Genomic DNA, 23,139 nt, shown 5'->3' with positions numbered 1-23,139 from the left:
TCACGGTCTCCCGTTCTGTGCGGGGGTCGCTGGCGCGGGTGTCTTGCCGAGGAAGCGATCGCGGGTCTCGGCCCAGGTTCGGAGGCAGTCGGCATCATTGGCCGCCGCCTCGCCCAATGCCTGGCAACGCCGCTGTTCCAGACGCAGCGGATCGGTGGCGGGCTGAAGCGCTGGGACGGAAGGTGCTGGCGCGGGGCCTTCCTCACGCGACATCTCGATGATCGCCGCCGTGATGGCCACGGCCACGAACACAATGGCCGCGATCCGGGCCAGCACCTTCCCCTCCATACTCCGCCTCCTTTCCTCAGTTGAACATTCGCGCGTTGCCGGGCTGATAGCCTGACCCCGGCGTCAGGAAACGCTCGCGCTGAATGCGTCCCTGTTCGGCTGCCGTGGCGCGTTCGGCCTCGGTCAAGGCATTCGCCCGGCCATTGGCCGAGATGACAGCGATCAGGTCCGAAAGCTGCTGCGACTGGAGGGCGAGAAGCTGGTTGCCAGCCTGGGTCGCCTGAAGCGCGCCGGTCGCCCCCTGGCTTTGGCCGACAAGCTCCGACATTTGCGTGCGATTGCTGTCGATATTGCCGACGACGCCGGCCTGGACGCGCATGGCGTCCTGCAGGCCGCCGACGGTGTTTTCCCAGCGCGAGCGCGCATCGGCGATCATCTGGGTGTCGGTCGCGGTCAAAGACAGCTTGCCGTAGTCCTGCTGGAACATCTGATCGATGTTCTGAACGTCGAACGCAATGTTCTGGGCCTGCCCGAGAAGCTGCTGGGTCCGCTGGACGTTCTGCTGAAGCGCCTGAAGCGAGCTGTGAGGCAGGCTCGCGAGATTGCGGGCCTGGTTGATCAGCATCTGCGCCTCGTTCTGAAGCGAGGTGATCTGGTTGTTGATCTGCTCCAGCGTACGGGCGGCGGTCAGCAGATTCTCCGCGTGGTTGGTCGGATCATAGACGATCCGGCCGAACCCGCCGAAGAAGGCATGGGCCGGGGTGATGAAGTCCGGCGCGAGCGCCAGCGGCGCGGCAAGCGAAAGGGCGAGCGCCGAAGCGCTGGCCATGCGGGAAATCCGGGTCTTTGTGCGCGTCATGGGGTACTTTCCTCTTCTTCCAGGGTGAGCTCGAACGCGTCCTCATCGAAAATGACGGACGGCAGATCCTCGCTTTCGGTCGCGAGATTGCTGAGGTCCGGGATCAGTTCTGCGGCCCATTCGACGCCACGCGCCTTGAGCCAGGCGGCGAGGAACCCGTCGCGGCCATGCTCGGTGAGGATTTCGCTGATCAGGGCCTGATCGGATTTGGCCGATGCGGCGCAAAGCGCCAGCCCGACTTCCGACAATCCGAGGTCAAACAGGCGGTTGCCGCGCCGCGACTGGCAGTAGTAGTCCCGCTTGGGCGTGGCCCGTGCGAGGATCTCGATCTGCCTGTCATTGAGGCCGAAACGGCGATAGATCGCGGTGATCTGGGGTTCGATGGCGCGCTCGTTGGGCAGCAACAGCCGCGTTGGGCAGCTTTCGATGATCGCCGGCGCGATGGCTGAATTGTCGATGTCGGACAGTGACTGCGTGGCGAAGATGACGCTGGCGTTCTTCTTTCGCAGGGTTTTGAGCCATTCCCTGAGTTGGTCCGCGAAGCCTTCGTCGTCGAGCGCCAGCCAGCCCTCGTCGATGATCAGCAGCGTGGGCCACCCGTCTAGCCGGTCGCCGATGCGGTGGAAGAGATAAGAGAGGACCGCGGGCGCCGCGCCGGTCCCGACAAGGCCCTCGATTTCGAATGCCTGCACGTCTGCTGAACCAAGATGTTCGGTCTCCGCATCGAGCAGCCGGCCATAGGGACCACCGACGCAATAGGCGCGGAGCGCCTGTTTCAGATCATTCGACTGGAGCAGCACGGCGAGGCCGGTGATGGTGCGTTCCCCGACCGGGGCGGAGGCGAGCGAGGTCAGGGCCGTCCAGATGTGCTCCTTCACCTCCGGGGTGATCTGGATGTTCTCGCGCGTCAGGATCGCCACGATCCAGTCGGCGGCCCAGGCGCGTTCGGCCGTCTCGTGAATGCGCGCCAGAGGTTGCAGCGAGACGGATGTTTCGGAAGCGTCGGTCAGCTCGCCACCAAGATCGTGCCAGTCACCTTGCATCGCGAGGGCGCAGGCCCGGATCGAGCCGCCGAAATCGAAGGCAAAGACCTGTGAGCGCGCGTAGCGCCGGAACTGCAAGGCCATTAGCGCCAGCAGCACCGATTTGCCGGCACCCGTCGGCCCGACGACAAGCGTATGGCCGACATCGCCGACATGGAGGGAAAACCGGAACGGGGTCGATCCTTCGGTCCTGCCATACAGCAGCGGGGGCGCGCCGAAGTGATCGTCCCGTTCCGGTCCCGCCCACACGGCGGACGAAGGGACCATGTGGGCAAGGTTGAGCGTCGAGACCGGCGGTTGCCGGACATTCGCATAGGCATGTCCGGGCAAGCTGCCGAGCCAGGCGTCGACGGCGTTGACCGTTTCGACCATGACGCTGAAATCGCGGGACTGGATGATCTTCTCGACCAGCCGCAGCTTTTCGTCGGCGCGGCGGGCGTCCTCGTCCCAAACGGTGACGGTCGCCGTGACATAGGCCATGCCCGCCATGTCGGCGCCAAGTTCCTGCAGGGCCATGTCGGCATCGGCCGCCTTGTTGGCGGCGTCGGTGTCGACGAGCGCGGATTGCTCGTTGGTCATCACCTCTTTCAGGATGGCGGCAATCGACTTGCGCTTGGCGAACCACTGGCGCCTGATCTTCGTCAGCAGCCGGGTCGCATCGGTCTTGTCCATGAGGATGGCGCGGGTCGACCAGCGATAGGGAAAGGCCAACCGGTTCATTTCGTCGAGCAGGCCGGGGGTGGTGGTTGCCGGAAAGCCGGTGATCGTCAGCACCCGGAGATGCTGATTGCCCAGGCGCGGCTCCAGCCCGCCGGTCAGCGGCTGATCGGCCAGCAGCGCATCGAGATAGGTCGGGGTTTCGGGCACGCGGACGCGATGCCGGTTGATCGAAATCGTCGAATGCAGGTAAGTCAGCGTCCCGGCGTCATCGAGCCAGCGGCATTCCGGCATAAAACCGTCGAGCAGCGCCAGCACGCGGTCGGTGCGGTCGGCAAAGCCGCGCACCAGTTCCCAAGGGTTCACGCTCGACGTTTCGCGGCCCTCGTAAAGCCAGGACTCGGAGCGGGCGGCATCCTCGGCGGGCGGAAGCCAGAGGAAGGTCAGGAAATAGCCAGAGACGAAATGGCTGCCTTTCTCCTCGAAATCGGCCTTGCGCTCGGCATCGACCAGCGCCGATGCGGGATCGGGGAAGCGGCTCGCCGGATAGGTGGCGGCTTCCGACCGCTGTGCTTCGACGAAGATCGCCCAGCCGGAGCCGAGGCGACGGAAGGCATTGTTAAGGCGGCCAGCGACCGCGACCAGCTCGGCCGCGACGGCGGAATCCAGATCGGGACCGCGAAACTTCGCGGTGCGCTGGAACGAGCCGTCCTTGTTGAGGACAACGCCGAAGCCGACCAGCGCTACCCAGGGAAGGTAATCGGCGAGGCGGGATGCGGTACGGCGGTATTCGGCGAGATTCATCATGGGCTTCCTCACACCGAAAGATGACCGGGGATGCGGAGGTGGCGGCGCGCGACCTCGACGAAGAGCGGATCGCGCTTGGCGGCCCAGACGGCGGCGATGTGACCGACGGCCCAGATCAGGATGCCGGCCAGCCAGAGCTGGAGGCCGAGGCCCACGGCTCCGGCCAGCGTGCCATTGAGGATCGCGACGGAGCGTGGCGCTCCGCCAAGCAGGATCGGTTCGGTCAGGGCGCGGTGAACCGGCACACTGAATCCCGGAACCGCGTCGAGCGCCTCGAAACTCACCGCCATCAGACCAGCGCTCCGCCGCCGAAGCTGAAGAACGAGAGGAAGAAGCTGGACGCCGCGAAGGCGATGGAGATACCGAAGACGATCTGGATGAGGCGACGGAAGCCGCCGCCGGTATCGCCGAATGCGAGCGTCAGGCCGGTGACGATGATGATGATCACTGCCACGATCTTGGCCACCGGGCCTTCGACGGATTCAAGGATGGATTGCAGCGGCGCTTCCCAGGGCATGGAGGAGCCAGACGCTTGGGCGGGGGCAGTCATCAGGCTCGCCCAGGTGAAGGCGGCGGCGGTCGCCAGATGATGACGGATACGAACGGCGCAACGGATCATGCAGGTTCTCCTGGAACGTGAGGGATTGAGGTGTCGGGAAAAGCGAGGGAAATCCGGTAATCGCCGTCGGGGCCGAGCCCTTCGACGCAGGCAAGTTCGGCCAGCCGGCGCGCGGAGCCGCGGCCAGCGAGGACGGCCACGAGGTCGATGGTCTCCGCGATCATCGCGCGCGGCACAGTGACGACGGCTTCCTGGATGAGTTGTTCGAGGCGGCGCAGGGCGCCGATGCCGGAACCAGCATGGATGGTGCCGATGCCGCCCGGATGGCCGGTGCCCCAGGCTTTGAGGAGATCGAGCGCCTCGGCGCCGCGCACCTCACCGATCGGAATGCGGTCCGGACGCAGGCGCAGCGAAGACCGCACCAGTTCCGACAAGGTGGCGACACCATCCTTGGTGCGCATCGCCACGAGATTCGACGCTGCGCATTGCAGTTCGCGGGTGTCCTCGATGATGACGACCCGATCCTGCGTCTTCGCCACCTCGGCGAGCAGCGCATTGGTCAGCGTCGTTTTACCGGTGGACGTGCCGCCTGCGACAAGGATGTTGGCGCGGGACGCGACGGCCGCGCGGAGCGTTTCCGCCTGATCGGCGGACATGATGCCGGCGGCCACATAGTCGTCTAGCGTGAATACTGCGACCGCGGGCTTGCGGATGGCGAAGGCGGGTGCGGACACGACCGGCGGCAGCAACCCCTCGAAGCGCTCGCCGGTTTCGGGCAGTTCGGCCGAGACGCGCGGGCTGCGCGCATGGACTTCGACGCCGACATGGTGGGCGACCAGCCGCACGATGCGCTCACCGTCAGCGGCGGACAGTATTTCGCCCGTATCGGCCAACCCTTCGGACAGCCGGTCCACCCAGATGCGTCCGTCCGGGTTCAGCATGACCTCGACGACAGACGGGTCTTGCAGCAGGGTTGAGATGGCAGGCCCGAGCGCTGTCCGGAGCATGCGCGCGCCGCGGTCCACATTTGCCTGTTTGTGGTTGATGCCTGGCATCTCGTCCCCGTTCCACCGGGGAGGCGAGAGACGATCCCCGGATGGGGATCACTAAAAGAGACACAAAACAGGTCGTTTCAACAAGTTTCGGTCGTCGTAGTAGTGTGGGATAAAATTACAGGAGAACGGCGGTGTGCCTGACCAGTCGGATGATCTGCAGGCACACCGGCATGCTCTCGACTGATTCGACCGGCCCGTGGCGTCAGGCCGCCTCGCCGGGACCGAGCCGACGTTCGCCCCAGGTGGTCCGCTCTCGGAAATCATGTCGCAAGTGGCTTAGCACTTGCGATAAAGTCTTGTGAAACGAATAGCCGCGACTTTCCGGGTGCAGCCGATCTATTGCGGGTTTCAGGAATTGCGCGAGATTGAGGCGCGCGCGCTCCATCTATAAGCAATAATTTCAACAAAACATGAAACGTTGAAATGATATGGACGAAAACGACGCGCTCGCGGGCTTCGCCGCGCTCTCTCACAAGGACCGCTTGCGGATAATCCGCATGTTGGTCGTCGCGGGGGCTGACGGCATGGCCGCTGGTGCCATCGCCGGCGCGCTCGATGATGCGCCGCCGTCGCGCGTCTCCTTCCATCTCAAGGAACTGGAGCGTGCCGGACTCGTGCAGGGGCGGCGAGATGGCAAGTCGATCATCTACAGCGCCAACTGGCCGGCGCTCTCCGATCTCGTCGCCTTCCTCATGCACGACTGCTGCCAAGGTCACTGCAAATATTGCGATCAAGCGATTGCCCTGTTCGCGAAATGCGAGGGCCGCCCAACCGGTACGATCCGCTGCGAATAGGACTGCCGATGCAGAAAGCCCTCGCCTTTGTTGAAAACAATCTCCTGCTGCTGGCCGTTGTAACGGCCGCGCTTGGCCTGCTCGTCCCTTCGCTCGGCATGGTCCTTGAAAGCGGCATAAGCCCGCTTCTGGCATTGCTGATGCTGGTCATCAGCCTGACATTCGACGCTCACGCCGTGAAGCTGGTTTTCCGGAAGCCGAGCCGGCAGCTTTGGGCGCTTGGCCTCGTCTATGGTCCCATGTCGCTCGCCGGATGGCTCACCGGGCGGCTGTTCTTCGGCTCTGGGCCGCTGGCCGCCGGTCAAACCCTTGTCGGCACTCTGCCGACTGACGTTTCCGCTCCGTTGCTGGTCCTGCTCGCACGCGGCAATGTCGCCCTCGCGGCGGTCCTCAATGCGGTCAACACAGTGCTTTCGCCCTTCATCGTGCCGATCCTGTTCCTGCTTCTCACCGGAATCGAGCTGCAAGTTCCCATCGGGGCGATCATCATGGAATTAGTGCTGATCGTGGTGCTGCCGACCGTGATCGGGGTCTACCTACGCACGCGATACCCGGAAGCGGTCGGCCGACACGATGGCCTCTATCCCTCTCTTGGTTCGGTGCTCTACCTGCTCCTGCTTCTGGCGGTCGTGGGTCCAAACGCCGAAACAATCCTCGGCTATGGCTGGTTCGCCCTCCTAATCGCGCTGGCCGCGCTCACGCTGAACCTGATCGGCTATGCGGTCGGGTCCATCGCAAAAGTCTTTGTGGCCGACCGGCAAGAGCTGATCGCCTACCTGTTCACGGTGAGCAAAAAGGAGTTCTCCATTGCGGCGGCGTTCGTAGCGGCGTCCGGGTTGCCCTCGGAAATCGCCGTGCCTGCCGCCTTCTTCGCTGTGATCCAGATGATTACGTCACCGATCGCCGCAAAGATTTTGGCATCGAGAGGCCCGGCGCTGCGGTGAGCAGTCATTAGGTTCTGGCTGGCAGCGGAGACAGGCTCTCTATTATCCTACAATCTGCGACCAGCCCGCATCCACACTGGTCTATCATCCTGTCCAGTTCCGACTTGAGCGCAGTTAGGTCTTCGATTTTTCGCTCGACTTCCTTCCGGTGCTCCTTTGCAATCGCATCAATCGCCGCGCAGGACTGCGAACGATCGTCGGCCAGCTTGAGAAACTCCCTGATCTGATCGAGCGAGAAACCAAGCTCGCGCGCACGCCTGATGAAGCTGAGGCGGTTGAGGTGGCCCGGCTCATATGCACGGTAGTTGCCATCGGTACGCGAGGGTGCGGGCAGGAGACCGTTCTTCTCGTAGAACCGGATCGTCTCGACCTTGGTCCCCGTTCGTCTAGCCAATTGGCCGATCATCAGAATTCTGTCGTTCATCTCTTGACCCTATAGTTACTACAGGGTCTATCTACAATGTCACATCGGGAAAGTCGAGGTGACATCATGGCGGCAGCGAGCCCTTACAGACTGCGTGTAGAAGGCATGGACTGCGCCTCCTGCGCGTTGAAAATTGAAACGGTGATGCAACGCCTGCCGGGCGTTAGCGACATTCATGTCAGCTACGCCAACGAGACGCTCGCATTGCAACTGGATGAGGACCGTACGGCTCTCGGCACCATTGAGCAAAAGATCCGAGCGCTCGGCTACACACCAGTGATCGAGCAGACCGAGGCAAAGGCGAGCCCACCTCGGAAACGCAGCACGGAGGCGTGGTGGAAAGGCAGCAAGGGTCGGCTTGTGCTCCTTACCGGCGCGTTGTTCATCCTTGCCTTCGCCCTCGCGCGTGTCCTGCCCGAATCGGAGCAATGGCTATACTCGGGCGCTGCATTGATCAGCATCATCCCGTTCGCGAGGCGGGCGGTCGCCGGCGCGATGTCCGGCTCCCCCTTCACCATCGAGACGCTGATGACGGTCGCGGCACTCGGCGCGGTCGCCATCGGCGAGGCCGAAGAAGCTGCTGTCGTGATCTTTCTGTTCGCAGTGGGCGAATTGCTTGAAACCGTGGCGGCCGGCCGTGCGCGCGCTGGCATTGAAGCACTGATCGATCTCGTGCCTCGGGCCGCGTTCCGCGAGCGTGATGGTGTTGTTGAGAAGGTCGCCGCAGAAGATCTGGCCGTCGGTGATGTTGTCGTTGTTCGGCCTGGTGACCGTGTGCCGTCTGACGGCACGGTGATTGACGGCGTTTCTGAGGTCGATGAGGCCCCGGTGACAGGCGAATCCGTGCCCGTGCTGAAAGAAGCCGGCGCAAACGTCTATGCCGGCAGCATCAATGCAAATGGCGAGTTGCGGGTGTCGATCAGCCATGTCGCGGCCGACAACACCATCGCCCGTATCATCCACATGGTCGAGGAAGCCCAGGAATCAAAGGCCCCGACGGCGCGTATGATCGACCGTTTCAGCCGCTGGTACACGCCGGGCGCGATGGTCGTCGCGGCTCTGATCGTTGTCGTGCCGCCGCTCGCCTTCGGCGGTGACTGGATGACATGGGTGTATCGGGGTCTCGCGACGTTGCTGATTGCTTGTCCCTGCGCGCTCGTGATTTCCACACCGGCGGCTATTGCTTCGGGTCTTGCCGCCGGTGCGCGTCAGGGACTGTTGATCAAGGGCGGCGCGACGCTGGAAACACTTGGCAAGGTCGTAACCGTTGCCTTCGACAAGACGGGAACGCTGACGCGTGGCCACCCCCAGGTGACGGACATTGTGCCGATCAATGGTGATGAGAACTCCGTCCTTGCCATCGCGGCGGCCGTCGAGCGCAGCACCAGCCATCCTCTCGGGATTGCAATCGTGGAGGCGGCAAAGGTGCGGGGGCTCGAACTGCCCGCCACCTTCGGGGGCGGCGTTGCCACACCCGGCAAAGCGGTCACAGCGCGGTTGAAGGACGGCTTCGCTTCGGTCGGGTCTCCCCGTCACGCCGCCGAACAAACGGGCCTCGAAGAGAGCATCGTTGACACGATCACCGGGCTGGAGAGCCAGGGCAAGACGGTCGTCGTGCTCATCAAGGGCAAGACCATCGAGGGATTGATCGCCTTGCGCGACGAGCCGCGCGACGACGCTATCGAAGGTGTGAAGCGGCTGACAGATCGCGGCGTGCGCCCTCTGATGCTGACCGGCGACAACAAGCGCACGGCCGACGCCATTGCGGCTCATCTCGGCCTTGAGGCGAGCGCCGAACTTCTGCCCGACGCCAAGCTCGCCGAGATCGGCCGCCTCAGGGCTGATGGACCGATTGCCATGGTGGGAGACGGTATCAACGACGCTCCGGCGCTCGCTGCTGCCTCCGTTGGCGTTGCCATGGGTGCGGGCACCGACGTCGCGCTGGAAACCGCTGATGCCGCGCTGCTCAGAAACCGGGTGACGGGTATCGCTGATCTCATCGGATTGTCGCAGGCGACGCTCGGCAATATCTGGCAGAACATCGCAATAGCGCTTGGTCTGAAGGCTGTCTTCCTCGTGACGACTCTATTCGGCATTACCACGCTCTGGATGGCCATCCTCGCCGATACGGGCGCTACTGTCCTCGTTACGGCCAATGCGCTGCGCCTGCTGACCTGGCGCGGCACCCGCGACAAATGAGCTTGAACAGTGCGCACATGCAGGTCGCGGCTTCCACTTCTCGCCAAGAAAGCCGAGGTATAATTTATGAGTAATCAGTCCCAGGGCAGTGCCAATTCATCCGAGAAGAGCGAACAATGGGCGCTCGCATGGGTACTTGCGATTAATACTGCCCAGGCAGCCATTGTGGGAGGATTAGGTTGGTGGGCTCAGTCAACAGGATTGATGGGCTCTGCACTCGATAATCTTGGCGATGCCGGTGTCTACGCCATCAGCCTTTTCGTCGTAGGTCGCGGTTTGGCGGCGAAGGTTCGCGTTGCGCGGCTGTCGGGTATGCTCCTGATAGTATTCGCCGGTTTGCTTCTGTTTGAGGTTGGCCGACGCTTCTTCACTGGCTCCGATCCGATCGGGCCGGTCATGATCGCCGTGGCAATCGCGAGCGCGCTTACGAATATGATCTGCATGTGGTTCCTGAAATCACATCGGGAAAGTGGCGTGCATCTGCAAGCCTCATGGATATTCACGACAAACGATATGCTCGTGAACTCGGCGATCGCTGTTTCTGGTCTTGCAGTAATTCTTTTCAATTCGCCTTATCCGGATCTGATCATTGGCTTGGGTGTGGTTGTAGTCGTTGTCAGAAGCGGCTTCGAAATCCTTGAGAAGGCCGGCGAAGCTGGAAAAGGAGAAAAGGAACATGACTAGTTTGCGAGCCCTATCCGCCGCCTTCCTTGCCCTTGCAGTGTCGATCTCTCCTGCTGTGGGTCACGACTTCCAAGCTGGTTCGATCACCATCAATCACCCGTGGTCACGCGCGACTCCGCCGGTCACGCCGGTAGCCGGCGGCTATCTGACGCTGACAAACGATGGCGATATGGCCGATCGCCTGGTTTCAATCTCATCACCTCTGTCAGACCGGGTGGAAATCCATGAGTCGACCGTGAGCGATGGGGTTGCCAGCATGAGGCCTGTGCAAAATGGCATCGAAATTGGAGCTGGCGAGACCGTCGAGCTTCAACCTGGCGGTATGCACATCATGTTCTTGAAGCCATCGCGCCCTTTGAAGGATGGGGAGCGGTTTGCCGCGACTCTTGTGTTCGAGCAGGCCGCTGCGATCGACGTTGAGTTCGTTGTGCAGAACATGGGCGCTCGTCCGGAATCTGCGAACGAACATGACGGACACGGAGAGGCTGTCCAATGAGCGGCGTCAAACTTTTCCGCCTTGTTGCATGGGTTGCCGTCGCCGCTGTCGGCGGGCTTTTCATCGGCCTGTCCGTATCCAAGCCTTGGCAACAGCAAACCGTGGCGGTCGCGTCCTCGACAGGCACGGCAGCCATCGGCGGCCCGTTCCAGCTCACATCCCATCGAGGCGAAACGATCGACAATGCTGCGCTGGCCGGAAAGCCTTATCTCGCCTTCTTCGGCTTCACCCATTGTCCCGATGTGTGCCCGACGACGCTCTATGAACTGAGCGATCTCATGAACGAGCTCGGGCCGGTGGCCGACCAGTTCAACGTCCTGTTCTTCACCGTCGATCCCGAACGGGACACACAAGAATTGCTGGCTCAGTACATGACAGCCTTTGATAACCGCATCCTCGCACTGCGGGGAAATCGACAGGAAACGGACGCTGTGGTGAAGGCCTTTGCGGCCTATGCGCGAAAAGTGCCTCTGGAAGGGGGCGAATACACAATGGATCATACCGCCGGCGTTTACCTAATGGATGCCGAGAGCCAATTCGTCGGCACGCTCGACATGCACGAGCCGCGTGAGATTCGATTGCAGAAGCTCCGCCGCCTGGCGGGCGAGATTGGCTGATGGAGTTCTCCAGTATCGGAATAGCGACGGCTTTCGCCGCAGGTGTCGTATCCTTCCTGTCGCCCTGCGTCCTTCCGCTGGTGCCGGGCTATATCTCCTACGTCGCAGGCCGCACGATTAGCCCGGATGGCACTGCGGCCGATGCCGAATTCAAGGCGGCAAGCCGAACTCTCGGCCTCAGCCTCTGCTTCGTGCTCGGCTTTACGACCGTGTTCGTCCTCCTTGGGGCCAGCGCAACCGTGTTGAGCCGGCTCCTGCGCATGTATCTTTTCGAAGCGAACCTGATCGGAGGCGTAATCGTCGTCCTCTTCGGTCTGTTCACGACAGGCCTCGTACCAATGCCCTGGCTCAATCGTGAAGCGCGGTTCCATGCCAATCCGGGCAGCGGAAGCGCCGGCGCGGCTTATCTCCTCGGTCTCGCTTTCGCGTTCGGCTGGACTCCCTGCATCGGACCAGTGCTGGGCGCGATTCTGACCCTGTCCGCCGCCAACGCCACGGTCGCAAGCGGAACGACGCTGCTCGCCGTCTACTCGCTCGGCCTTGGCCTCCCTTTCATCTTGGCCGCTTTGTTCATGCGCGGGTTCATGGCGCGGATGATGTCGATGCGCCGTACTGGCCGGGTGCTCAAAATCGTCGCTGGTGGGGTGATGGTGGTGATGGGCATCGCCATGATCACCGGCCATCTAACCAGCTTTGCGATATGGCTGCTCCAGACTTTCCCGGCCCTCGGCCGGATCGGCTAAGCCGGAGTTTAAAGGACATTTGGACATGCTCAGGCTCGGCCTTCCCATCGCCCTTGGCGGATTTTTCCTTGATCAGGCGACGAAGTGGTGGGTCCTGAACCATGTTATGAACCCGCCTCAGGTCATCCCCGTCACCGGCTTCTTTAATCTCGTGCTCGGCTTCAATACCGGCGTGAGCTTCGGATTGTTCGGCCAGGCGCCGGCTTGGCTCCTGATGGCGTTCACGCTCGCTATAGTCGCTGGCCTCCTTGTCTGGATCCATCGAAGCGACAGCCGCCTGACGGCATCCGCCCTCGGGCTCGTGGTTGGGGGGGCGCTCGGCAATCTGCTCGACCGGCTGCGGCAGGGTGCGGTGGCGGATTTCCTGGATTTTTACATTGGCAGCTATCATTGGCCCGCCTTCAACCTTGCCGACGTGGCGATTGTCTGTGGGGTCGGGCTTTTGCTGGTGGAGAGCGTTCTGGCACGAGGCAAAACAAAGGCTGCATGAACAGAAGTCCTCGCCAGCTATCCGAAACTATCGCCGCAAAATTCCCGGAACCTGCAACGTAGCGGGATTTAGAAGTAGTGCGACATGGCAATGGCTCGGGCGGGCTTAGCCGCAGCAGGCAGACGCTCTCGTCTGCTGCGCGCGATGCCTCGGCTTGCAGATTGCGGGGCGCGGGCTGAGACGCACAATCGTCCGGTCTTTCTCGATCTCGATTCCGGCCCCGTCATAGACCTGCATCGGCTCACCGGGCCGGCTCACCTCCCATGTCAACCGCGCGTCCGTGTCAAGCTGGACCCTGCTGCCGACCTTTCCCAAGATTGACCGGAACTTGGCGACGGTCATCGGCATGCTGCCTTCGGTCGGGGGAATATCCTCGACCTGCAAGACCGTCTCCCGCCACGCATCGGGATTGCCGCCGCAATCGAGCGTGACGAAGGAACCGGCCTTGACCTCCGTGATGTGATAGCCGGCCTGCACCTGCTGCCCGTCGCCATAGGCGAGCACAAGAACCTTGTCGGCATGGCCCTCCAAAATATCGAGGATCGCCCCGAGCGAGGCAACATCAGGAAATTCTGTGATTAAGGGGCTGGCGTAAGCGTTCATGTCCGTGTATCCATGATTCAACTACTCTTGAGATGTTGAGGCATACATGAACGAAAAGCAAGCCCTCTCTGCCTTCGCGGCGCTCTCGCAGGAAACCCGGCTGCGCATCGTGCGCCTGCTGGTGACGGCCGGCCCGGAAGGGATGCCGGCCGGCGCGATCGGGGAAGCGATGGACGGCGCATCGTCGTCGCGCATGTCCTTCCACCTGAGCCACCTTGAACAAGCCGACCTCATCGAGTCGCGGCGCGACGGGCGCTCGATCATCTACAGCGCCTCCTATCCGGCGCTGTCCGGCCTGCTCGAATTTCTCATGCGCGATTGCTGCCAAGGCCACCCGGACGTGTGCAACCCGGCAGTCGCCGCGCTGTCCTGCTGCAAACCGACGAAAGGCGTCACCCATGCCTGAGCCTATGGCCAATCACTCCGATAGAATCTTCAACGTGCTGTTTCTTTGCACCGGAAATTCCGCCCGCTCGATCCTTGCCGAAAGCATCTTGAACAAGGATGGTGCGGGTCGCTTCCGGGCCTATTCGGCTGGAAGCCAGCCCAAAGGCGAAGTGAACCCGCTCGCCCTGAAGGTACTCGAAAGCTACGACTACCCGGCTGAAGGCTTCCGATCGAAAGGATGGGAAGAATTCTCCGGCCCCGACGCGCCGGTGATGGATTTCGTGTTCACCGTCTGCGACAACGCGGCCGGCGAAGCCTGTCCGGTCTGGCCGGGCCAGCCGATGACCGCGCATTGGGGTATCGAAGACCCCGCCACCGTCGAGGGCACCGAGATTCAGCGCATGGCGGCTTTTGTCACGGCGTTTCGCTACATGAAAACCCGGATTTCGGTCTTCGTGGCCTTGCCCGTCGCCAGCCTCGATAAATCGTCGCTCAATATGAAGCTCAACGAAATCGGTCAATCCGAAGGGGCAGCCTCGCCCCGCTCTGGCGCGGCGTGAGGCAATCCATGGATGTCATTGTCTACCACAATCCCGATTGCGGCACCTCGCGCAATACGCTCGGCCTGATCCGCAATTCCGGCGTCGAGCCGCATATCATCGAATATCTGAAAACCCCGCCCTCACGGGCGCTGCTCGCGCAACTCATCGAGCGCGCCAGCCTGACGGCCCGCTCGATCTTGCGGGAGAAAGGAACGCCCTATGCCGACCTCGGCCTTGGCGATCCAGAATTGAGCGATGACGCATTGCTCGACGCCATGATGGCGCACCCGATCCTCATCAATCGCCCCCTCGTCGTCACCCCCCAAGGGGTCAAGCTCTGCCGACCGTCCGAAGCCGTTCTTGATCTGCTGCCCCCACAACGGGGCGAGTTCGTCAAAGAGGATGGCGAGCGGATCATTGACGAACATGGACGGCGCGTTGCTTCCGCCTGACTTTCAGCCTGCGATTGGAGAATACTGATGGCTTCCCTCAAGCCAGCTTCCCGCCTTGGTTTCCTCGACCGCTATCTGACGGTGTGGATTTTCGCCGCGATGGCACTCGGCGTCGTGCTGGGCACGATATTCACCGGCTTGCCGGAAGCTCTCAACGCCATGTCGGTCGGCACCACCAACATACCGATCGCCATCGGCCTGATCCTGATGATGTATCCGCCGCTCGCCAAGGTGCGCTACGAAGAACTGCACCGGGTCTTTTCCGACAAGCGAGTGCTGATCCTTTCGCTGGTACAAAACTGGATCATCGGCCCGACGCTGATGTTCGCGCTGGCCGTGATCTTCCTGCGCGACCACCCGGAATACATGACAGGACTGATCCTGATCGGACTCGCCCGCTGCATCGCTATGGTGCTGGTCTGGAACCAACTCGCGCGCGGCGACAATCAATATGTCGCCGGTCTGGTTGCCTTCAACTCGATATTCCAGATTCTGTTCTTCTCCACCTATGCGTGGTTTTTCCTTTCCGTCTTGCCACCCCTCTTCGGCCTTGAGGGCAGCGTCATAGACGTGAGCTTCTGGACCATTACCGAAGCGGTGCTGATCTATCTCGGCATTCCCTTCCTCGCCGGGTTCCTGACGCGCCGCATCCTCATCGCTCGCAAAGGCGCGGGCTGGTATGAGCACGAATTTCTGCCGCGCATCAGCCCCATAACGCTAGCCGCGCTGCTGTTCACCATTGTCGCCATGTTCAGCCTCAAGGGCGCGGACGTGGTGTCGCTGCCTCTCGATGTCCTGCGCATAGCCATTCCCCTGGCGCTTTATTTCGTCATCCAGTTCCTCATCAGCTTCGCGATGGGCCGGCTGATCGAGGCGGATTATCCGCGCACCACGGCCATCGCCTTCACCGCTGCCGGCAATAATTTCGAGTTGGCCATCGCGGTCGCCATCGCGGCATTCGGTCTCGCATCGCCGGTGGCCTTCGCCGCCGTCATCGGCCCGCTCGTGGAAGTGCCCGCACTGATCCTGCTCGTTCATGTCGCGCTCAGGCTCGGCGCGAAGTGGTTTCCCGAGAAAGGGACGCCCGTTGCCGTTCCGGCCGAGGCCAAGCCATGACGGTTTCCGACCTTCCTAATGTGGTCCGCGCGGTGCTCGACAGCCCATCGGCTGAACGCCTACGAACGACGCCCTCTGCTCATCCGCCGCGCATTCTCCTGCTCTACGGCTCGTTGCGTGAACGCTCCTATAGCAAGCTGCTCACGCTCGAAGCCGAACGGCTCCTCAACCACTTCGGCGCGGAAACCCGTGTGTTCGATCCGCACGGCCTGCCGCTGCCTGATGGTGCGCCCGTTGATCATCCGAAGGTGCAGGAGCTTCGGAAACTTTCGGAATGGTCCGAAGGGCAGGTCTGGACCAGCCCCGAACGTCACGGTGCCATGAGCGGAGTCCTCAAGGCGCAAATCGACTGGATACCGCTCGCGGTTGGCGCAGTTCGCCCCACCCAGGGCCGCACATTGGCCGTGATGCAAGTCTCTGGCGGCTCGCAGAGTTTCAACGCCGTCAACCAACTTCGCGTCCTCGGCCGCTGGATGCGGATGATCACCATCCCCAACCAGTCCTCGGTCGCCAAGGCATATCAGGAGTTCGACGAAGCGGGTCGAATGAAGCCTTCATCCTATTACGACCGGGTGGTCGATGTGATGGAGGAACTGGTGAAGTTCACGCTTCTGACCCGCGACGTCGCTCCTTACCTCACCGACCGCTACAGCGAGCGCAAGGAAACCGCCCAAAAGCTGGAAGAGCGTATGGCGCTCAAGCGCGTCCGGTGACGACAAACCTGCCGGCTCAAACGGGCCTGTCTCCCGACGCGAGAAGGTGGCCCGTCATCTCCGCGCTCGGCATCGTACAGATATTTGCATGGGGCAGCTCCTATTACCTGCTCGCCGTTCTCGCCGCCCCGATCGCGGCCGATACGGGTTGGCCGCTTTCATGGATCGTCGGCGCTCTCTCCATTGGCCTGCTCGCGGCCGGCGTCGTTTCCCCGCGCGTGGGTGACGCCATTGGCCAGCACGGCGGGCGTCCCATCCTTGCTCTGGCTTGCCTGCTGTTCGCTGCCGGCCTCGTCATCCTTGCGGCTGCGCCGTCCCTATGGGTATTCGTCGCCGGATGGATCGTGCTCGGTATCGGCATGGGGGCCGGCCTTTATGATGCGGCATTTGCCACGCTCGGGGGCTATTATGGCCGTTCCGCGCGATCCGCCATCACTACACTGACCTTGTGGGGCGGCTTCGCAAGCACGGTCTGCTGGCCGCTCTCGGCCTTGTTTCTGGAGCATCTGGGATGGCGCGGGGCCTGCATGGCCTATGCCGGCATTCATCTCGCGATCTGCCTGCCGCTCGTGCTGCTGGTCCTTCCGAGCAACGGCAAGCCCAGGCCGATCGGTGGCAAAGACCAAGCTCCTGCGATCAAGCTGCGCGACCATGAGCGCCGGGCCTATCTGATCATGACGGCGATCGTGGTGCTGGCCGGATTGGGCGTCACCATCATATCGGTGCATCTGCTGACCCTGTTGCAGCAACGCGGGCTGTCGCTGGGCGAAGCTGTAGCCCTCGGCGCGCTGATAGGCCCGGCCCAAGTCGCCGGCCGAATTGGCGAAATGGCGAGCGGGGGGAGGCATCATCCCTTCTGGACACTCGCGGCCGCCTCCGTCCTGAGCGCGGCAGGGGTGACGATGCTCGCGGCAGGTTTTCTCATCATCGGCCTGTCGCTCATCCTCTACGGGGCCGGCAATGGCATCTTCTCGATCGCCAAGGGTGCGCTCCCGCTCGCCCTGTTCGGACCTTCCCGCTATGCGCCGATCATGGGGCGGCTTGCCCGGCCCAGTCTCGTCGCCCAAGCTGCCGGCCCAACCGTGGGTGCGATCCTGCTTTCGGTCGGGGGCACCGATCAAACTCTTGTGGCGCTGGCAGCTCTCGCCATCGCCAATCTCGCCCTCGTCGCGCTGTTATGGGGGCCGATCAAAGGAGAAGCGGGAAGCAACGATAAGTTTTGAGAAGCCGTCACGAAGATCCCTGATTTTTGTAGCAGGTCAGGCCAACGTTGAATTTTCAGGGGAATTTCTGTCGCAAATGTCGCGTGCGAAAGTCAAAATTGTGCGACTGATTTTTGCGACACGTCGCGGCCCGGAATCCGGGCCGCAATGGATTACCGCTCTTCCCGCTGCTGTGGTGCTGGACCGATTGTAGCGGGTTCCCCTTCGATGATGCGGATCGGCACGCCCAAAGCAGCCGAAAGGGATGCTTCGCTGCCACCGGCAAGCTCTGTTCCGGGGAGAACCGTAAGAACCACATATCCGGTGCGCTCATCGACATATCCGCCGTAGCCATCGGGAAGAACGCGCGTAATCATCTGGCGGTCATCCAACGCGGCGACCAGTTGATCGACGGTATGGGATGCGCCTGTCAGGACTTCGACACGCACCCGATCTTCGCCCAATTGGTACTGAAGCGTGCCCGCATCCCGGTCTCCCGTTAGCCTGACGACGACATGGAAATCGGGCTCGCGCTCGATGAAGATACCGGCGATACGGTCGCGGAAACGCTCCTGTAGGGCGGCCGAAAGCGGGCCGGTGTCCGGCTCCATCTCATGCGAGGGGATTTCAGGAACATAGTTCTCAGGCAACCCGGCCGGTCTGGCGGACGTGGGCGCCTCCGCGCCTGCCACGGATGCTGCCGCGACAAACACCGTTGCGCCAAAAGCCCCCGCCCATACCCTATTCATTTGTGGTTTTGCCGCGTGCTTCGAAGAGCGCGGCCTTGTCTTCCGCGGGGCTGATGAAACCGTCGCCATCGGTGTCGATCTGGTCGAAGACTTCATCGGTCATGTTCGGATTCCCGGCTTTCGCCTCTTCCCGGCTCAGCTTGCCGTCGCCATCCGTGTCGCCCGCGTCCCATTCGGCCTGCCATGCGGCTTCGTCAAAATCTGCGGGCGGTTCCGTCTGGGCGAAGGCAGGGACGGCGAGACCGATGGCGAACAGGCTGGCAATGGCAAGTCTCAAGGCTGTTCCTCCAAAGTCGAGTGAATATACAGCCATCACCTTAGGATAATTCGCGAAAATCCCAAAGACCGCGACAGTCGCGAAGGCCGCTTCCGGCGGATCCTTGTTACTGCTCAGCCAACCGGGAGCGGGAACTCGTGTCAACGACTAAGGCGGCCAAATTCAACTCTCTGATCCGTCACATCCTCCGACACCTCCTGCCGCAGCTTCGGTCCCTGTGCGAGGCGGCGACCGAGCGCGGTGATGAACGCCTCGTATCGCTCCGCTGATTTGGCCTTCGCGGCCTTTGCCGCCGGCTCAGGCAAGGCCGGTGTGGTGTTGACCCAGAAGCGGATGAAGACCGCCAGGCTTTCGACGGCGATGCCGACGTCTCGTTCAAGCCGGTCCATGCGGCGATCGAGTCGATCGAGGCGCTTGGCGATTATCGCCTCTCGGCGTTCGGCATCGTCGGGAGACAGGAATGAGGCGATGGCCGCCTCGCCGATCATCGACTGCGACCGGTCCCGCCGCGCGGCAAACTCGGTCAGGGCTTTTTCGACATCGGGGTCCAGATAGACGGTGAGTTTTTTCTTCTTCCGGAGATTGGCCATGGCGCTACAGCTCCATGCCGTCGTTCGGGTCCATGGCAACCTGCCGGGCAATGCCCTGCACCTGGCGGATCATGCGCCGATTTTGCATGGCCTCTTCCTCAACTTCATCGGGCGGCGCGATCTCGAATTCGTTCTCGAGGGGCTTTTTCTTCTCCACGGGCTTTACGCGGCTGAGTTCAGGCTGCAATCGGCGTTCGGATTCGGTCGGATCTTCGTCATTGGTTCTCTGGTCGCCGTGATCCGTGGCGCCTTCCGGTCGCGCCGGGATCGGAAGCTTGGTCCAGTCGTCGGGCCGCGTTTCTTCGGGACCTTTCAATTCAGGCGGTGACAGAACGCGCTCGCGAAACCGGGCGTCCTCGTAATAGCGCGCCTTCGTCGCCCGGATCGGGGGGATGCCCGCCACCATGACGATCTCCTCATGTGGGGGAAGCTGCATGATCTCGCCCGGCGTCAGCAACTGGCGCGCGGTTTCCGAGCGCGAGACCATAAGGTGCCCGAGCCAGGGCGACAGGCGATGGCCGGCATAGTTCTTCATCGCCTTCATCTCGGTGGCGGTGCCGAGCGCATCCGACACCCGTTTCGCCGTGCGCTCGTCGTTGGTGGCGAAGCTGACGCGGACATGGCAGTTGTCGAGGATCGAGTTGTTCGGCCCGTAGGCTTTCTCGATCTGGTTCAGCGACTGCGCGATCAGGAATGATTTCAGACCGTAGCCGGCCATGAAAGCCAGCGCGGTCTCGAAGAAATCGAGCCTGCCCAGCGCCGGAAACTCGTCCAGCATCAGAAGGAGCCGATGCCGCCCGGCGTTCGCCTGCAGGTCTTCGGTCAGGCGACGGCCGATCTGATTGAGCAGCAATCGCATCAGCGGCTTGGTGCGGTTGATGTCGGAGGGCGGCACGACGAGGTAAAGCGTGACCGGCTGATCGCCTCCCACAATATCGCTGATGCGCCAGTCGGAGCGGCGTGTGACTTCGGCCACGACCGGATCGCGATACAGGCCGAGAAACGACATCGCCGTCGACAACACGCCGCTGCGCTCGTTCTCGGACTTGTTGCGCAGCTCGCGCGCGGCGCTGGCAACGACCGGGTGCGGCCCCGCTTCGCCCAGATGCGCGGTCTTCATCATGGCGCGCAACGTGGAATCCACCGGGCGCTTCGGATCGGACAGGAATTTGGCCACACCTGCCAGGGTCTTGTCGGGTTCGGCGTAAAGCACATGCAGGATGGCGCCCACCAGCAGCGAATGGCTGGTCTTTTCCCAATGGTTGCGCTTGTCGAGACTGCCTTCCGGATCGACGAGGATGTCGGCGATGTTCTGGACGTCGCGCACCTCCCACTCGCCGCGGCGCACTTCCAGCAGCGGATTGTAGGCCGAGGATTTCGGGTTGGTCGGGTCGAAGAGCAGCACGCGGCCGTGCTGCGAGCGGAAGCCGGAGGTGAGCTGCCAGTTCTCACCCTTGATGTCGTGGACGATGGCCGACCCCGGCCAGGTCAGCAGCGACGGGACGACGAGGCCGACGCCTTTGCCCGAACGTGTCGGGGCAAAGCACAGGACATGCTCCGGCCCGTCATGGCGTAGATAGTCCTTCTCGTAACGGCCGAGAACAACACCATCGGGATCGAGCAGGCCCGCCGCCTTGATCTCTCCTTTCCCGGCCCATCGCGCCGAGCCATAGGTGGCGACGTTTTTCGCCTCGCGCGCCCGCCAGACCGACATGCCGATGGCGACGGCAATGGCGATGAAGCCGCCCGATGCCGCGATGATCCCGCCCTTGGCGAAGATCGGCGGCGCATAGGCTTCGTAGAAATACCACCACCAGAAGATCGCGGGCGGATAATAGATCGGCACGCCGAACATCACGAACCAGGGCGGCCCGAGTTGCGCCTGATAACCGAGGCTCGAGGCGACATACTGGGTCGCGCCCCAGGTGGTGGCGAGGATGATGAGGAAGACGATGGTGATCTGTCCCCAGAGGATCTTGGTCGCGGACATTGCGATGGTCCTTTCTGGTTGAGGCTAAAGGCCGAGGGAGCGCTTGCGCCCGAAGTCCCAATCTACGCCGCCATCATCGCGGGCTACGCCGGAGACGTGACGGCCGATCTGTTTTTCGAGAGAGGGCGACCAGGGCACGAGCTGGAAGCCGAGGCCGTCGTCGATCATGGCGAAGCGGCCGGAGGCGAGCGCGAAACGCTGGCGATAGGAGCCGGCGACATATTCGCCGCTGGCTGCGCGCTCGAAGGACATGCCGGTCTCGGTTGCGAGCTTCTCGCCGAGGTTGTCGAGTTCGCGTTGGCGCAAGGTGCTGAGCAGCCGGCGCGCGAAGACGACGCGACCGCCCTGCCGCTCGGCAAAGCCCTCGCCGATCAGATGTTCAGCGCGTTCGTCCAGAGCCTGACGGACCTCAGCGCCGAAACCGCTGTCCGACAGCGCGATCGGATCGCGGGCGATGGCCTGCCGGTCGAGCCAGGTCGCGCCCGAGGCGCCGACTTGCGCACCAAGATCGAGATCGGCGCGGACGGCGAGCGCGACGCGGCGCTGCCCCTGCGGGTCCTCCCAGGATCGCAACTCGACGATGGAACCGGGCGGACTGTCGCCGGCGGCGTCGAGATGCGGCAGCTTGATGTGATGGGTCCGCCCGTCGGTGCCGTCGACCACGGCATAAGCGGTGCCCTTCAACTCGTCGTCGAGGCCGCGCTCGACCAGGCGGCCGATGACGGGAACGTCAAGGCTTTCGCCGGCGAGGACATAGCTGGCCGAGCCGCGTTCGATGCCGCGTTCGGTCAGGGCACGGTGCATGCGCTTGATGATGTCGCCGCGCTCGCCCAGTTCACGCAGGACCGCTTCGGCTTCGGGCTTGATGAACCATTGCGAGAGGCCGATCTCTTCGGCAAGCCCGCGGATTTCAAGGGTTCGCAGCCGCCCCACCTTCAGAGTATGAAACTCGTCCGGCTGGCGGTCGGGAAGCGGGGCAAGGTCGATGATGCCGGACTTGCCGGCGTCGCGCACAAGCTGCCGGTCGAGCTGCGTCCAGCGTTCCGCCTCGACCTGCCGCTCCAGATTGCGGTGGATCTCCAGATCGGTGCGGGGCCCGAGTTCCTGCGTGACCAGATCCTGCGCACGGGCGCGCATGCCCTCCTTGAGGTAGTCGCGGGAAATCACCAGGTCCTGGCCATCGTCGGTGCGGCCGCGCAGGATGATATGGATATGGGGATTGTCGGTGTTCCAGTGATCGACGGCGACCCAATCGAGGCGCGTGCCGAGATCCTTCTCCATCTGCCCCATCAGCTCGCGGGCGTGATCCTTCAGATTGGCCATGTCCACCGCGTCTTCGGGCGAGACGATGAAGCGGAAATGATGCCTGTCGTCCTGGCACTTTTCCGCGAAAGCGCCGACATCCATGTCGTCCCTTTCCGGGCCGAACATCCGCGCCTTTTCCCCGTCGCGGGTCACGCCATCGCGGCGCAGATAATTAAGGTGTGCGCCGAGCGGAGCCGAGCGTGCCGTTTGGCGAACCACGCGGGTCTTGATGACGGCGATGCGCGAGCGTCCGGTGAGAAGCCGGTTGGCCTGGATGCTGGCGCGCTGACCGCGCCCGAAGCGTGAGCGGTTGCCCGAGGTGATCTTGCCGGAGCGCGAGACGCGTCCGCCGGCTTTCTGGGCGGCGGCGAGCGCCTGGGCGACAAAGGGCCTCGCCTGTTGCGCGCGGGTCGAGCGGATACGGCCCGGACGGATGCGGAACTCGTTGTCATCGGACATGGGGCGCCCCCGCACGGTGCAAATCATCAAGGAAAATCAGGAAGAGGAGCGCGCAGCGCACGGTGCGCGCCAGCGCCGCACGGTGCGGGACGCGCCGGAAACCTGAACAAAAACAACCGCCCGCCACAGCCGCACCGTGCTCATTATTTTTTAGA

Annotated in this window: 27 protein-coding genes; 14 read left to right on the top strand and 13 right to left on the bottom strand. The window is 62.8% G+C overall.

All coding sequences use genetic code 11. The features are described from left to right. The 6 genes from trbK-alt to trbB are packed head-to-tail and all read right to left on the bottom strand — an operon-like array spanning window position 1 to window position 5,208. Entirely contained in the window at window positions 1-288 is a 288-nt protein-coding gene (gene trbK-alt / locus K5845_RS17595) for a putative entry exclusion protein TrbK-alt (RefSeq protein WP_012092660.1), read from the bottom strand. A 16-nt stretch (window positions 289-304) separates the two neighbouring features. Further along, window positions 305-1,087 carry a P-type conjugative transfer protein TrbJ gene (gene trbJ / locus K5845_RS17590; protein WP_012092659.1) on the bottom strand — a complete coding sequence of 261 codons (783 nt, stop codon included), beginning with the start codon at window positions 1,085-1,087 and terminating at the stop codon, window positions 305-307. Then, a complete protein-coding gene (gene trbE, locus K5845_RS17585) occupies window positions 1,084-3,594 on the bottom strand; it encodes a conjugal transfer protein TrbE (RefSeq protein WP_012092658.1) in 2,511 nt (836 codons plus the stop codon). The genes trbJ and trbE overlap by 4 nt, the downstream gene beginning before the upstream one ends. An 8-nt stretch (window positions 3,595-3,602) precedes the next feature. Further along, the gene (locus K5845_RS17580; RefSeq protein ID WP_012092657.1) at window positions 3,603-3,884 is read right to left on the bottom strand and encodes a VirB3 family type IV secretion system protein; all 282 of its coding nucleotides are present in this window, start codon (window positions 3,882-3,884) and stop codon (window positions 3,603-3,605) included. Next, window positions 3,884-4,213: a TrbC/VirB2 family type IV secretion system protein gene (locus K5845_RS17575; RefSeq protein ID WP_012092656.1), complete on the bottom strand. Its 330-nt coding sequence runs from the start codon at window positions 4,211-4,213 to the stop codon at window positions 3,884-3,886. The genes K5845_RS17580 and K5845_RS17575 overlap by 1 nt, the downstream gene beginning before the upstream one ends. Further along, entirely contained in the window at window positions 4,210-5,208 is a 999-nt protein-coding gene (trbB, locus tag K5845_RS17570) for a P-type conjugative transfer ATPase TrbB (protein WP_012092655.1), read from the bottom strand. Before trbB ends, K5845_RS17575 begins: the two co-directional genes overlap by 4 nt. A gap of 428 nt (window positions 5,209-5,636) precedes the next feature. On the opposite strand from trbB, the gene K5845_RS17565 reads away from it, so the two are divergent. Beyond that, window positions 5,637-6,002 carry an ArsR/SmtB family transcription factor gene (locus K5845_RS17565; RefSeq protein ID WP_012092654.1) on the top strand — a complete coding sequence of 122 codons (366 nt, stop codon included), beginning with the start codon at window positions 5,637-5,639 and terminating at the stop codon, window positions 6,000-6,002. Window positions 6,003-6,010: 8 nt separating this feature from the next. Then, window positions 6,011-6,946 carry a bile acid:sodium symporter family protein gene (locus K5845_RS17560; RefSeq protein WP_012092653.1) on the top strand — a complete coding sequence of 312 codons (936 nt, stop codon included), beginning with the start codon at window positions 6,011-6,013 and terminating at the stop codon, window positions 6,944-6,946. A 7-nt stretch (window positions 6,947-6,953) separates the two neighbouring features. On the opposite strand, the gene K5845_RS17555 is transcribed toward K5845_RS17560, so the two are convergent. Continuing rightward, window positions 6,954-7,370, bottom strand: coding sequence for a MerR family transcriptional regulator (locus tag K5845_RS17555; RefSeq protein ID WP_012092652.1), 417 nt, complete (start codon window positions 7,368-7,370; stop codon window positions 6,954-6,956). Window positions 7,371-7,436: 66 nt separating this feature from the next. On the opposite strand from K5845_RS17555, the gene K5845_RS17550 reads away from it, so the two are divergent. The 6 genes from K5845_RS17550 to lspA all read left to right on the top strand — a co-directional run bounded on the left by K5845_RS17550 (window position 7,437) and on the right by lspA (window position 12,599). Next, window positions 7,437-9,569, top strand: coding sequence for a heavy metal translocating P-type ATPase (locus K5845_RS17550; protein ID WP_028034401.1), 2,133 nt, complete (start codon window positions 7,437-7,439; stop codon window positions 9,567-9,569). A 66-nt stretch (window positions 9,570-9,635) separates the two neighbouring features. Further along, window positions 9,636-10,253: a cation efflux transmembrane domain-containing protein gene (locus tag K5845_RS17545; RefSeq protein WP_012092650.1), complete on the top strand. Its 618-nt coding sequence runs from the start codon at window positions 9,636-9,638 to the stop codon at window positions 10,251-10,253. Further along, the gene (locus K5845_RS17540) at window positions 10,246-10,749 is read left to right on the top strand and encodes a copper chaperone PCu(A)C (protein WP_012092649.1); all 504 of its coding nucleotides are present in this window, start codon (window positions 10,246-10,248) and stop codon (window positions 10,747-10,749) included. Before K5845_RS17545 ends, K5845_RS17540 begins: the two co-directional genes overlap by 8 nt. Continuing rightward, the gene (locus K5845_RS17535) at window positions 10,746-11,366 is read left to right on the top strand and encodes an SCO family protein (protein WP_012092648.1); all 621 of its coding nucleotides are present in this window, start codon (window positions 10,746-10,748) and stop codon (window positions 11,364-11,366) included. Before K5845_RS17540 ends, K5845_RS17535 begins: the two co-directional genes overlap by 4 nt. Next, window positions 11,366-12,109 carry a cytochrome c biogenesis CcdA family protein gene (locus K5845_RS17530; RefSeq protein WP_012092647.1) on the top strand — a complete coding sequence of 248 codons (744 nt, stop codon included), beginning with the start codon at window positions 11,366-11,368 and terminating at the stop codon, window positions 12,107-12,109. Before K5845_RS17535 ends, K5845_RS17530 begins: the two co-directional genes overlap by 1 nt. Before the next feature lie 25 nt (window positions 12,110-12,134). After that, window positions 12,135-12,599 carry a signal peptidase II gene (gene lspA / locus K5845_RS17525; protein WP_012092646.1) on the top strand — a complete coding sequence of 155 codons (465 nt, stop codon included), beginning with the start codon at window positions 12,135-12,137 and terminating at the stop codon, window positions 12,597-12,599. A 105-nt stretch (window positions 12,600-12,704) separates the two neighbouring features. On the opposite strand, the gene K5845_RS17520 is transcribed toward lspA, so the two are convergent. Beyond that, window positions 12,705-13,202: a DUF6428 family protein gene (locus K5845_RS17520; RefSeq protein WP_012092645.1), complete on the bottom strand. Its 498-nt coding sequence runs from the start codon at window positions 13,200-13,202 to the stop codon at window positions 12,705-12,707. A gap of 46 nt (window positions 13,203-13,248) precedes the next feature. Here K5845_RS17520 and K5845_RS17515 point away from each other — a divergent pair, with 46 nt between their 5' ends. From K5845_RS17515 to K5845_RS17490, 6 genes are read left to right on the top strand one after another with little or no spacing between them, the layout of a single operon-like run. Continuing rightward, window positions 13,249-13,608 (top strand): ArsR/SmtB family transcription factor, encoded by a 360-nt coding sequence (locus K5845_RS17515; protein WP_012092644.1) that lies wholly within the window; start codon window positions 13,249-13,251, stop codon window positions 13,606-13,608. 4 nt (window positions 13,609-13,612) lie between these two features. Further along, entirely contained in the window at window positions 13,613-14,149 is a 537-nt protein-coding gene (locus K5845_RS17510) for an arsenate reductase ArsC (protein WP_034658503.1), read from the top strand. Between the two features lie 8 nt (window positions 14,150-14,157). Then, window positions 14,158-14,583, top strand: coding sequence for an arsenate reductase (glutaredoxin) (gene arsC / locus K5845_RS17505; protein ID WP_012092642.1), 426 nt, complete (start codon window positions 14,158-14,160; stop codon window positions 14,581-14,583). A 27-nt stretch (window positions 14,584-14,610) separates the two neighbouring features. Then, window positions 14,611-15,699, top strand: a complete 1,089-nt coding sequence (arsB, locus tag K5845_RS17500; protein WP_012092641.1) for an ACR3 family arsenite efflux transporter — start codon at window positions 14,611-14,613, stop codon at window positions 15,697-15,699. Further along, window positions 15,696-16,412 (top strand): arsenical resistance protein ArsH, encoded by a 717-nt coding sequence (gene arsH, locus K5845_RS17495; protein WP_012092640.1) that lies wholly within the window; start codon window positions 15,696-15,698, stop codon window positions 16,410-16,412. Before arsB ends, arsH begins: the two co-directional genes overlap by 4 nt. A gap of 26 nt (window positions 16,413-16,438) precedes the next feature. Then, window positions 16,439-17,635, top strand: coding sequence for an MFS transporter (locus tag K5845_RS17490; protein ID WP_151665539.1), 1,197 nt, complete (start codon window positions 16,439-16,441; stop codon window positions 17,633-17,635). 152 nt (window positions 17,636-17,787) lie between these two features. On the opposite strand, the gene K5845_RS17485 is transcribed toward K5845_RS17490, so the two are convergent. From K5845_RS17485 to K5845_RS17465, 5 genes are all read right to left on the bottom strand, one after another. Next, window positions 17,788-18,363: a hypothetical protein gene (locus K5845_RS17485; protein ID WP_028034399.1), complete on the bottom strand. Its 576-nt coding sequence runs from the start codon at window positions 18,361-18,363 to the stop codon at window positions 17,788-17,790. After that, window positions 18,356-18,640 (bottom strand): EF-hand domain-containing protein, encoded by a 285-nt coding sequence (locus K5845_RS17480; protein WP_036749074.1) that lies wholly within the window; start codon window positions 18,638-18,640, stop codon window positions 18,356-18,358. Before K5845_RS17480 ends, K5845_RS17485 begins: the two co-directional genes overlap by 8 nt. Before the next feature lie 140 nt (window positions 18,641-18,780). Then, the gene (locus tag K5845_RS17475; RefSeq protein ID WP_012092637.1) at window positions 18,781-19,230 is read right to left on the bottom strand and encodes a ribbon-helix-helix domain-containing protein; all 450 of its coding nucleotides are present in this window, start codon (window positions 19,228-19,230) and stop codon (window positions 18,781-18,783) included. Between the two features lie 4 nt (window positions 19,231-19,234). Continuing rightward, window positions 19,235-21,220 carry a conjugal transfer protein TraG gene (locus tag K5845_RS17470; RefSeq protein WP_012092636.1) on the bottom strand — a complete coding sequence of 662 codons (1,986 nt, stop codon included), beginning with the start codon at window positions 21,218-21,220 and terminating at the stop codon, window positions 19,235-19,237. A 24-nt stretch (window positions 21,221-21,244) separates the two neighbouring features. Beyond that, window positions 21,245-22,984: a relaxase/mobilization nuclease domain-containing protein gene (locus K5845_RS17465; RefSeq protein WP_012092635.1), complete on the bottom strand. Its 1,740-nt coding sequence runs from the start codon at window positions 22,982-22,984 to the stop codon at window positions 21,245-21,247. Window positions 22,985-23,139 lie beyond the last annotated feature (155 nt).

Source organism: Filomicrobium sp. (genome assembly GCF_025698805.1).
Classification (GTDB): domain Bacteria; phylum Pseudomonadota; class Alphaproteobacteria; order Rhizobiales; family Hyphomicrobiaceae; genus Filomicrobium; species Filomicrobium insigne.
This window is presented reverse-complemented; position numbering and strand designations above follow the sequence as displayed.